Origin of the sequence: Corynebacterium sp. HFH0082 (assembly GCF_000411235.1) — a bacterium.
Classification (GTDB): Bacteria; Actinomycetota; Actinomycetes; order Mycobacteriales; family Mycobacteriaceae; genus Corynebacterium; species Corynebacterium jeikeium_D.
Window position 1 is genome coordinate 1,922,796 of record NZ_KE150404.1, and the last position, 11,278, is coordinate 1,934,073.

Annotated in this window: 7 protein-coding genes and 2 rRNA genes; 1 reads left to right on the top strand and 8 read right to left on the bottom strand. The window is 57.1% G+C overall.

Annotation, left to right across the window (positions count from 1 at the left end):
- Positions 1-73 precede the first annotated feature (73 nt).
- The 6 genes from HMPREF1206_RS08320 to HMPREF1206_RS08345 all read right to left on the bottom strand — a co-directional run bounded on the left by HMPREF1206_RS08320 (position 74) and on the right by HMPREF1206_RS08345 (position 6,163).
- Positions 74-1,315, bottom strand: coding sequence for a hypothetical protein (locus HMPREF1206_RS08320; protein ID WP_016422879.1), 1,242 nt, complete (start codon positions 1,313-1,315; stop codon positions 74-76).
- 112 nt (positions 1,316-1,427) lie between these two features.
- Positions 1,428-2,324: a ribonuclease H gene (locus tag HMPREF1206_RS08325; RefSeq protein ID WP_016422880.1), complete on the bottom strand. Its 897-nt coding sequence runs from the start codon at positions 2,322-2,324 to the stop codon at positions 1,428-1,430.
- A gap of 44 nt (positions 2,325-2,368) precedes the next feature.
- Complete coding sequence (locus HMPREF1206_RS08330; protein ID WP_016422881.1) at positions 2,369-3,127, bottom strand: ABC transporter ATP-binding protein; 759 nt, start codon at positions 3,125-3,127, stop codon at positions 2,369-2,371.
- On the bottom strand, positions 3,124-4,167 hold the full coding sequence (locus HMPREF1206_RS08335; RefSeq protein ID WP_016422882.1) for an iron chelate uptake ABC transporter family permease subunit: 1,044 nt from the start codon (positions 4,165-4,167) through the stop codon (positions 3,124-3,126). Before HMPREF1206_RS08335 ends, HMPREF1206_RS08330 begins: the two co-directional genes overlap by 4 nt.
- A complete protein-coding gene (locus tag HMPREF1206_RS08340) occupies positions 4,160-5,107 on the bottom strand; it encodes an ABC transporter permease (RefSeq protein WP_016422883.1) in 948 nt (315 codons plus the stop codon). The genes HMPREF1206_RS08335 and HMPREF1206_RS08340 overlap by 8 nt, the downstream gene beginning before the upstream one ends.
- Before the next feature lie 39 nt (positions 5,108-5,146).
- Positions 5,147-6,163 carry a siderophore ABC transporter substrate-binding protein gene (locus tag HMPREF1206_RS08345; protein WP_016422884.1) on the bottom strand — a complete coding sequence of 339 codons (1,017 nt, stop codon included), beginning with the start codon at positions 6,161-6,163 and terminating at the stop codon, positions 5,147-5,149.
- A gap of 348 nt (positions 6,164-6,511) precedes the next feature.
- On the opposite strand from HMPREF1206_RS08345, the gene HMPREF1206_RS11010 reads away from it, so the two are divergent.
- Entirely contained in the window at positions 6,512-7,516 is a 1,005-nt protein-coding gene (locus tag HMPREF1206_RS11010) for a tyrosine-protein phosphatase (protein WP_016422885.1), read from the top strand.
- 115 nt (positions 7,517-7,631) lie between these two features.
- Here the strand turns inward: HMPREF1206_RS11010 and rrf are convergent.
- A 5S ribosomal RNA gene (rrf, locus tag HMPREF1206_RS08355) occupies positions 7,632-7,748 on the bottom strand.
- Positions 7,749-7,857: 109 nt separating this feature from the next.
- A 23S ribosomal RNA gene (locus tag HMPREF1206_RS08360) occupies positions 7,858-10,950 on the bottom strand.
- Between the last annotated feature and the right edge of the window lie 328 nt (positions 10,951-11,278).

The window sequence follows — 11,278 nt, forward strand, 5'->3', positions numbered from 1 at the left end:
TACGACGAATTGTAGATGCGCACCCGGATCGCGCCAGCGGTGGCTGGTTGTGCGAGCCGGGCAGCTGGGCTGTTTACTTGCTCAGCTCTTCGATGCGCTCGCGAGCATCGAGCATCTGGTCGACATCAATCTTGGCGCAGCGGGTAAACCACACCTTGGCATCGTCTTTACGGCCGGCCTCCACCAGCGCATCAGCGTAGGCGTAGAACAGACGAGCTGCTTCGAAATCCTCACGGTCCGGGTTCAGATCCTGGGTCTCCAGCTCAACCAGAGCCTCATCAATCTGGCCCATATCGCGGCGGGCACCTGCGGCGACGATAGCAAGCTCAGTCTTGGACTCGTTGTCCAGCTGCTTGGCTTCCTCGGAGCGAGCCAGCTCGATGGCCTTCTCCGGACGGCCGAGGCCGCGCTCACAGTCCGCCATCACTGCGAGCATGCCCGGACCACCGGAGATGCGACGAGCAGCACGCAACTCAGCCAGGGCTTCCTTCCACTCACCTGCGTGGTAAGCGGCGACACCAGCTGTCTCACGAACGACACCGACGCGGCCTGCGCGGTCCTTCGCTGCGCGGGCGTGCTCCAGGGCACGCTGCGGGTCTTCAGCCATCAGGATTGCGGCCATAATCATGTGACGAGCAACCTTGTCGGCGTTGTCCTTAGCCAGGCTCTTCAGATCCTGGCGGACGCTCGGGTCGAGCTCGTCTGCACGAATGTCATCAGGCAGCTTCGGCTCGTTCTTGCGGGCCTCAATGCGCTCCTCGCGGAAACCTGGGCGCTGCGGGCCGGTGCGGTGAGTACGCTTCTCATCCTGGAAGCGGCCACCACGGTTGGAGCGACGTGGCTTACCACCACGACGGTCGAAGTTGCGGCCTCCCTGGCCACCGCGTCCGCCCGGGCCGCGACGATCATTGCGGTCGCCCCGGTCGTTGCGCTCGTTACGATCATTGCGGTCGTAACCGCGGCCACCGCGACCACCACGGTCATCGCGGTTAAAACGTTCATTACGATCATCGCGATTGTTGCGGTTGTAACCACGACCACCACGACCACCTCGGTCATTGCGGTCACCGCGGTTAAAGTCACGATCGTCGCGATCATCACGACGGAAGCCCCGCGAACCACGGGAATCGCGGTTACCGCCATGACCACCGTGACCACCACGGCCACGACCACCTGGGCCACCGCCCTGTCCACGACGATCGTTGCGGTTGCGCCCGTTAAAGCCGCCCTCGCCACGACCATGGGAACGGTTAGACCCGCGGTTTCCGCGATTTCCTCGGCCTTCGCCGGAACGAGGACCTTCGTGCTCAGCCATGAAGTCGGAGCTCCTTATATGTAATGAGTAAAAGAATTTATATGTTTTCAGGCTACCAGTAACCCCGGATTGCCTGATGGTCTACCTAAAAGACCAAACTTTCATACTACTGCTAAGACCTACCCACATTCCAGCCCAGCAAACGCGCGGAACCTGTGGCCTTCCCCACTGCTTGGGACAAATCCCAGACAGCCAGACCAACCCAGTCGTCGGTGGTGAACTGCGCGGTGGCGGTGGTTCCCTCGACGCGGAGCTCATGCTCGGCATCCGAAAGCCCGTCTGGCACGGGGAGGTCGGCGCCCAGGGCGTCGTTAAGCAATGCCTTGAGGGCACGGGCATTGCCCTGCTCAGCGCGCCGTGCGGCGCGACGGAAAACGGTAAGAGCTTCCTTGGCTGCGTCCTCGGGCGTCACGGTGGTGTCGGCAGCGAGGTCAAAGAGACCCTCCTGCTCGAAGGTTGCGGTCTTGGGTGCCTTGGAGTCGGAAGAAGGCGTGGCGGGCGTGGTTTTTGTCGGCGCCGCATTCGTCTGCGCGCGACTACCCGCGCCAGCGAACCCTGGCCCCTCGGGTACGGCGGTGCCCTTCTGATACGCGGTGGCGGCGGCTCGGGCGCGCTGATCAGCGGCCTCGTTCATGTCGTGGCCGGAGTGGCCCTTAACCCACTCGAGGTGGATATTGCGGCCGACGAGCAGCTGGTCAATGTCCTGCAAGATGTCCACGTTGAGGACGGGCTTGCCGTCGCGCTTCTTCCATCCCTTGCGCTTCCACCCCGGCATCCACTTGGTAACGGAGTTAATCACGTACTGCGAATCACACAGTACGAAAAGAGGTTCGTCGGGGATGTGCGCGGTAGCGCGGAGCAGCTCGGCAAGAGCAGTGAGCTCCCCGCGGTTGTTGGTTCCCTCTCTCCATCCGCCGGCGGCCCAGCAGCTGTCGTCGATATACCAGCACCACCCGGCAGGTCCGGGGTTATGCAGGGCGGAACCGTCAACGGCAGCAGTAATAGTCATGAGGCTAGATTGTATCGGCTGCGCGGGGCCGGCCAGGAATTGCCTTAAGAGCCGTAACAGGCGACCGGCCCGTGCGGGCCCTCGACGATGTCAATCTGAGTGTTGAAGATTGGGCTCAGAATCTCTGAACGCATCAGCTCCGCGGTTGGGCCGTGCTCAACAATCTGGCCGTCTTTCACCGCACAGATGTAATCGGCGTAGCGAGCCGCGAAATTGATGTCATGCAACACCACCACCATCGTGCGCCCCAACTCGCGCACTGCAGTGCGCAGGTACGACATGATGTCGACCGAATGAGAAATGTCCAGGTTGTTCAGCGGCTCGTCGAGAAGCACGTAATCCGTCTCCTGGCAGAGCACCATTGCGACATATGCGCGCTGACGCTGACCACCGGAAAGCTCGTCGAGGTAGCGCCCCTGGAGCGACTCGAGGTTGAGGAACTCGATGTACTGGGAAATGATGCGCTCATCGTCGGCGGTCAAACGCCCCTGGCTGTACGGGAAGCGGCCGAAGCTGACCAGCTGGCGCACGGTGAGACGCGTGACGAAGTGATTGTCCTGCCGCAGAATCGACAGCACCTTGGCCAAGTCCTTCGACTTAGTCTTGCCCACGTTGTACGGGCCGACGTTGATGTCGCCGGAGTCGACAGCCAGGAGGCGGCCAATCATAGTCAAGAGCGTGGACTTGCCCGCACCATTAGGACCGATTAATGCCGTAATGGAGTTAGTCGGAATCTCCAGGTCAACGGGGCCAATCGACACCTCACTGGTATAGCTCTTGCGCACACTGTCGAGGAGAATCATAGCCGTCCCTTCTTCAAAACGACGTAGAGGAAGATCGAACCACCAACCAGCTCGATAATGATGGACACCACGCCCTGGGCGTAGAAAACGTGATTGAGAATGAAATACGCGCCGGCCAGCGTGACGTAGCCGATTAGCGCCGCCATCGGCAGCACAAAGCGGTGGTCATAGGTATCCGCGGCCTGGTACGCAATGGTCGCAACCAGGAAACCCAGGAAGGTCATCGGGCCGACCATGGCCGTCGATACGGCCATCAGCACAGACACTGCAACCAGCACGGTGATCGACCGAACCTGGTAGTTCACGCCCAGATTCGTCGCAACCTCACGGCCTAGCGACATCACGTTCAGCGCCCGCGAATGCAGCGCGATTACAACGATTGCCGCTATCACTAGCGGAATTGCCACCGGGAAAAACTCCGGATCAGCGTTGTTGACCGAACCGAACAACCGCGCCGTCAGCAGGTCAAAGTCCGAAGGCGTCAGCATGCGCTGCATAAACGTCGATACCGAGGCCAACCCGCCACCGATGACGATGCCCACCAGCAGCATGCTGTGCATATCCGCGCCCTGCCCAGTCAGCAGCCACGCGTACAGCACCAGCGACAGCCCCACCATCAGCGCGAGCTGCAGAACAAACGCCCCAACCGAGCCGGCATTCATCAGACCCGTCGCGCCGAGGAAGTACACCGCGGCCGTGCTGATAGCCACGTACAGCGCTTCAAACCCCATAATCGACGGCGTAATAATTCGGTTATTCGCAATCGACTGGAACGCCACCGTCGCAATTGCATGACAGCAGGCAACCACAATCATGGCAATCACGGCGTCAAGGCGCCGACGCGCGATCAGCCAAAAGCCCTCCGTGCCGAACGGCAACGGGTTGTCCCATGCGAGCAGACCCGCGGTAAACAACGTCGCCAAGCCCACCAGCACAGCAATGATGATCCAGTACCTGCGCGCCGCGGCGCCCGTGCTAAACGACGTCGTTTGCGGCCCAACCTGGTTGGCCACCGTGTGAGTTGAACTGAGATTAAGCACGACGTCGCTCCACGATCAGATAGACGAAAATGGCAGCACCCAGGATGCCGAGAATCACCGATACCGGAATCTCGAAGGGGGCGATAATGACGCGGCCAATTATGTCCGCGACCGTCACGATGGCAATGCCCACCAGGCACACCCATGGCAAATTGGAGCGCAAATCATCGCCACGAAACATGGAGACGATATTCGGCACGACGAGCCCCAGGAAAGGCAGGTTGCCCACCACTACTGTGACTAGACCTGTTGCAATCGCAATCAGCCCCGTGCCCAGGAACACGATTCGCTTGAAGTTCAGTCCAACGTTGGTCGCGATATCCTCACCAAGGCCCGCTACCGTCAGCCGATCGCTGAATACGAAGACGATCGCGACCACAATGACGACTAGCCACAGGAATTCGTACTGCCCTTTATAAATATCAGTGAAGGAGCCCGCGAACCAGACGCTCAGCGACTGCAGCATGTCTGTCTGCAACGCAAAGAAAGTCGAAATCGAACTGACTACCGCGCCCAGCATGATGCCCACGATGGGCACGACCAGGCTCGACTTCAAAGTCACTCGGCGCAAGAACAGGAAGAACACTGCCGTGCCGATGAAAGCGAAGATAATCGCGCCGCTCATCCGGCCGAGCAACGACGCCGAGGGGAAGAAATACATCACGAAGATCAGGCCAAGCCCAGCCCATTCCGTGGTTCCCGTCGTGGTGGGCTCGACGAACTTGTTGTGTGTAAGCAGCTGCATGACCAGGCCGCACATCGCCATCGCGGCACCAGAGAGCACTAGCGCAATGGTGCGCGGAATACGCGTCGTGGCGAACATCTCCCAGCCGTCGTCGGCGCCCAGGATGTCGTATTGGCCTACAAACAGCGACATAGCCACCAGGACTGCCACAACGGCAATCCCAATGGCTAATCGGGGTTCCAGTAACTTCTGCATAGAGTTGGTGAGGTACTCCTGTGACTGGTCAGAGAACTATTAGGCCTGCTCGAAGGCGTCGGCAAGCTCGTTCAAAATCTCCGTGTAGGTGATGATGGACTCGTTGGTGTAAGTGTCCTCTGGGGCGTAGTAGATCTTGCCCTCCTTGACGGCCTTCACGTTCTTCAGCGGAGCAGCTTCCTCGACCACAGACTGCGCCGAACGGTACTCATCGGTACCGCGCACCGAGGTGCCAGCATCGCGGTCGAGAACCATGATGAAGTCCGGGTTCGCCTTAGCGATGGACTCGGCGGAAATCTCATCACCCTGGTGATCATCGCTGGCCTTGTCGACCTCCAGTGCCGGCTTCATGCCAATCAGATCAAACAGCGGGCCGAAGGTGCGACCAACGGTCGGAGCAATGTAGCCGAGGGTGCCTCCCGACGAGTTCAGCGCCATAACCTTCACGTCCGGGTTGTAAGCCTTGCGAGCGCGCTCCAGGGCCTTATCGAAATCCGCGATGAGCTGATCGGCTTCCTTCTCCTTACCGAAGATGGTGCCCAGGCCCTTAGCGTGGCGCTTGAGCTCCTCGTCCAGCGGCTGGCCCTCGCGCGGCTCAAACTCCACGATTGCAGAGTTCGGGGCGAGCTTCTTCATGTCATCGTAGTACTTGCGGAAACGCTGACCGTTGACGATCAAGTCCGGGTCGGCAGCAGCAACGATTTCCAGATTTGGCTCGCGGTGATTGCCGATGTCCTGAATATCAGGGTTGTCCTTGTAGTCGGTAACCGTGAACGGAATAATCGGCTTCGGAGCTGCAGCCAGCTTAATACCCCACTGATCGAGCATTTCGAAGGAACGGTTGTCCGTGGCCACAACGGAGTCAATCTTGGCAGGTACGGTCTGCTCACCGTGGTTATCAGTAACGGTAATAGTAGACTCGTTGCCTGCAGCTGCAGACTTATCCTCATTACCGGCATCGGTAGAACATGCACCAAGAACAAGTCCAAGGCTCGCAACAGATGCGGCTACGATATTGCGGACATTGCGAATTCGGCCGGAGTTAGAACGCACCACTGAAAGGCATCCCTTCGGTCACAGTAGGATTGTTGAGCAAACGTCACGTCGACGCCATCACCCAATCACTTACTTAGGTAATCATTACCTGTGAGACATTAGCTTAGGGTTCCCTATTTAACAAGTAAATATGTTATGAAATTGCGAAGCATTTAGGTCATGTTTCAGATGGTGATTAGCGTTGGCTAATTTACGCAGGTAGAAGAGCCTTTTCTGGGTAATACAGTCAGGTACCCCCGCTACGTTCTTACCGCGTTTCAACGCGGTCTGTTGTGCGGGCATGTCCATGCGCGAAAGAGCTTTTCTTATAAGTTGCCGAAAACCTGAGGCACACTAACCTCAATACCCGTGAATACAACTAACCTGAGCCGCGCGAACTATCCCGCTAAAGCCGCTGCCCTAACCGCGGCCCTTCTTCTACCACTCGGCACTATTTCCCCATCGCCCGCATCGGCTAGCCCTGACGCCTCCTTGTTTAATGCAGTCACAACAGGGATTAGTGCGACCGAGACACAGGTCACCGGGCAGACTACAACCGCCACGGCCCCAACCGGATCCCCAGCCCCTATCGAGTCCGGCTCACTTTCCTCGCTCAGTAACTTCCGCGATGTAGCGGGCAGTAGCGCCAACCCAATCATGACCGAGGACGGTCGCCACATCCGCCGCGGCCTGGGATACAGGTCAAACGCCTTACGAGAACCTAGTGACGAAGACCTTGCCCGGATGACGCAGGCAGGTGTGACACGCGTCGTCGATTTGCGAAACATTAAAGAGCGCAACGAAGCCCCAGACATATTGCCCGACAGCGTGACTTACCAAGTAGCGGACATCATCGATGTTCGCAATGGCTTGGGCTTCGTGAAAAGTCCTGTCGCAACAACTGGCGAACAGCTTTACGGCCATGCACCGGAGTTCTACGAAGCGGCGGGAGAAAGCATCAAAGCGCACGATGCAGAGATTTTCGACGATGAAGTGAAGTACTTCGGCCAACTGCTCGGCTATGAGTTGATGATTACCGGAGAAGCACCGCGAACCGCTTGGAAAGATCTCCTCCAAGCCCTCGCATACGAAGACGGTGCCGTTGTATTCCACTGCAGTGCGGGCAAAGATCGAACCGGCCTCGGTGCCGCGTTCTTCTTGGCTATCCTAGGAGTTAGTTACGAAGTAATCGAGCAGGACTTCCTTGCCAGCAACACCTACCTCAATCGCAAGAACGCGGTAGACAAAGAGTGGCTCAAGATGTCGTGGGGCGCTATCGAAGAGAACTACGGTACTTTCGACAACTTCGTACGACAGGGCATCGGGCTTTCCGACGCCGACATCAACCAATTGCGCCAGAAGTATTTGGTATAGCGCCACGCATTACCCAATAATTGAACTCCGTTTACTTGTGGGTAAAACAAAAGCGGGCCGCAGCCACCACCCCACAAAGGGGAAATAGCAACCACGACCCACCAACAATTATTAATGCCGGCGGCGACCTACTCTCCCACACCCTCCCGAGTGCAGTACCATCGGCGCTGGTGGACTTAGCTTCCGGGTTCGGAATGGGACCGGGCGTGACCCCACCGCTAACACCACCGACAAAAACCAGGCACCAACCACACCCCACCACAAAACTTCGGGTGGGTGGTGTCATGCCAGACACTGAACAGTAGACGCGAGCAAAACCCTTGTATTTCACACTCTATTTTGTGTGTTGAATGTTTGGTCTATTAGTACCGGTCACCTCCACACCTTACGATGCTTCCAGATCCGGCCTATCAACCCCATCATCTATAGGGGACCTCAAAAGAAACCTAATCTTGGAACAGGCTTCCCGCTTAGATGCTTTCAGCGGTTATCCCTTCCGTACGTAGCCAACCAGCCATGCCCCAGGCGGGACAACTGGCACACCAGAGGTACGTCCATCCCGGTCCTCTCGTACTAGGGACAGCCTTCCTCAAGTTTCTACGCGCGCGGCGGATAGAGACCGAACTGTCTCACGACGTTCTAAACCCAGCTCGCGTGCCGCTTTAATGGGCGAACAGCCCAACCCTTGGGACCTACTCCAGCCCCAGGATGCGACGAGCCGACATCGAGGTGCCAAACCATCCCGTCGATATGGACTCTTGGGGAAGATCAGCCTGTTATCCCCGGGGTACCTTTTATCCGTTGAGCGACACCGCTTCCACAAGCCGGTGCCGGATCACTAGTCCCTAGTTTCCTACCTGCTCGACCTGTCAGTCTCACAGTCAAGCTCCCTTGTGCACTTACACTCAACACCTGATTGCCAACCAGGCTGAGGGAACCTTTGGGCGCCTCCGTTACTCTTTGGGAGGCAACCGCCCCAGTTAAACTACCCACCAGGCACTGTCCCTAACCCGGATCACGGGCCGAGGTTGAGATGTCCAATACGATCAGAGTGGTATTTCAACAACGACTCCACCCCAACTGGCGTTGAGGCATCACAGTCTCCCACCTATCCTACACAAACCGAACCGAACACCAATACCAAGCTATAGTGAAGGTCCCGGGGTCTTTTCGTCCTGCCGCGCGTAACGAGCATCTTTACTCGTACTGCAATTTCGCCGGGTCTGTGGTTGAGACAGCAGGGAAGTCGTTACGCCATTCGTGCAGGTCGGAACTTACCCGACAAGGAATTTCGCTACCTTAGGATGGTTATAGTTACCACCGCCGTTTACTGGGGCTTAAATTCTCCGCTTCGACCCCGCAAAAGGGATCTAACAGGTCCTCTTAACCTTCCAGCACCGGGCAGGCGTCAGTCCGTATACATCGACTTCACCGTCTTCGCACGGACCTGTGTTTTTAGTAAACAGTCGCTTCCCTCTATTCTCTGCGGCCACAACCAGCTCAACCACGTCGGTCACCAGTCATGGCCCCCCTTCTCCCGAAGTTACGGGGGCATTTTGCCGAGTTCCTTAACCACAGTTCTCCCGATCGCCTTAGTATTCTCTACCTGACTACCTGTGTCGGTTTCGGGTACGGGCCGTATATCCACATCGCTAGAGGCTTTTCTCGGCAGCATAGGATCACCAACTTCCCCAAAACGGGTACGCATCACGCCTCACCCTATATGTGCTCCGGATTTACCTAGAACACGGGCCACACGCTTACACCACGATATCCATCACGTGGCACGGCTACCTTCCTGCGTCACCCCATCACTTGGCTACTACCAGTTCAGGTCCCCAGCATCACACACACCAACCAACCTAAAAGGCTAGTAAACGGCGCGTGTTCAGGTGGGTTAGTATCCCTGATTCACCATGGGCGCGGACACACGGGTACGGGAATATCAACCCGTTATCCATCGACTACGCCTGTCGGCCTCGCCTTAGGCCCCGACTCACCCTGGGAGGATTAACCTGGCCCAGGAACCCTTAGTCATTCGGCGGAGGAGTTTTCCACTCCTCATTCGCTACTCATGCCTGCATTCTCACTCGCGCACACTCCACACTAGGGTTACCCCAGCGCTTCACAGCAGTCACGCGACGCTCCCCTACCCAACCACCAAAAAGGTGATTGCCGCGGCTTCGGCGGTGTACTTGAGCCCCACTACATTGTCGGCGCAGAACCACTCGACCAGTGAGCTATTACGCACTCTTTCAAGGATGGCTGCTTCTAAGCCAACCTCCTGGTTGTCTTCGCGATCCCACATCCTTTTCCACTTAGCACACCCTTAGGGGCCTTAGCCGGCGATCTGGGCTGTTTCCCTCTCGACTACGAAGCTTATCCCCCGCAGTCTCACTGCCGTGCTCTGACCTCACCGGCATTCGGAGTTTGGCTGATGTCGCTAAGATGATAGTCCCGCTAAACCAACCAGTAGCTCTACCTCCAGGAGGAAACACACGACGCTGCACCTAAATGCATTTCGGGGAGAACCAGCTATCACGGAGTTTGATTGGCCTTTCACCCCTACCCACAACTCATCCCCTCAGTTTTCAACCTAAGTGGGTTCGCGCCTCCACAGAGTCTTACCTCTGCTTCACACTGGCCATGGGTAGATCACCCCGCTTCGGGTCCAGGACATGCCACTAAAAACACACTAGTTAGTATTCGCTTTCGCTACGACTACCCCACCACACGGGTTAACCTCGCGACATGCCGCTGACTCGCAGGCTCATTCTTCAAAAGGCACGCCATCACCCCACAAAGAGGCTCTGACGGATTGTAAGCACATGGTTTCAGGTACTATTTCACTCCCCTCCCGGGGTACTTTTCACCATTCCCTCACGGTACTAATCCGCTATCGGTCATAAGCAGGTATTTAGGCTTACCGGATGGTCCCGGCAGATTCACAGCAGATTCCACGAGCCCGCTGCTACTCGGGCAACACACCAATTGCAGATGCAAGTGTTTCACGTACCGGACTCTCACCGTCTACGGCAGGACATTCCAATCCACTTCCGCTACACCCACACACACGCAACGCAGGACTAGCAGACCCTGCACAAATGCATCCCCACAACCCCACGCACGCAAACCCTGCCAGGTATCACACGCACGCGGTTTAGCCTCATCCACGTTCGTTCGCCACTACTAACGGAATCACAATTGTTTTCTACTCCTACGGGTACTGAGATGTTTCACTTCCCCGCGTAACCACCAATTAGACTATGAATTCATCTAACGGCGACCGCCCACAACGACGGCCAGGTTTCCCCATTCGGACACCCTCGGATCAACGCTCAGTTGGCAGCTCCCCGAGGCCTATCGCAGCCTCTCACGTCCTTCATCGGCCTACTATGCCAAGGCATCCACCATGCGCCCTTACAACACAACACACAAACAAATAACTAAGAACAATCACAAACAGAAAAACTGCTTGACAAAATCGAACTTACAGAAAAACAAGATGCTCGCGTCCACTATCCAGTTCTCACACAACACCCACACACCACAGAACAAACCACCAAACAGCAGCCCACCTGCAGCATGCAGCAACCTGTCATACAGGAACAACAACACGTGTGTCATCCCAGACACCCAACAGCGCACCAACAACCAACCAACACAAAAAAGGAAAGCACCACAAACGCCTGATCATCACTTACACGCGCGCAGACCACCATCAATGTCAGTGATCTAACCAGTAGGTGTTCCACCCAAAAA

What these genes read in the sequence shown, in the direction of transcription:
- HMPREF1206_RS08330 (WP_016422881.1), bottom strand. Translation starts at nt 3,127, where the DNA reads ATGATTCTCCTCGACAGTGTGCGCAAGAGCTATACCAGTGAGGTGTCG.
- HMPREF1206_RS08340 (WP_016422883.1), bottom strand. Translation starts at nt 5,107, where the DNA reads ATGCAGAAGTTACTGGAACCCCGATTAGCCATTGGGATTGCCGTTGTG.
- HMPREF1206_RS08325 (WP_016422880.1), bottom strand. Translation starts at nt 2,324, where the DNA reads ATGACTATTACTGCTGCCGTTGACGGTTCCGCCCTGCATAACCCCGGA.
- HMPREF1206_RS08320 (WP_016422879.1), bottom strand. Translation starts at nt 1,315, where the DNA reads ATGGCTGAGCACGAAGGTCCTCGTTCCGGCGAAGGCCGAGGAAATCGC.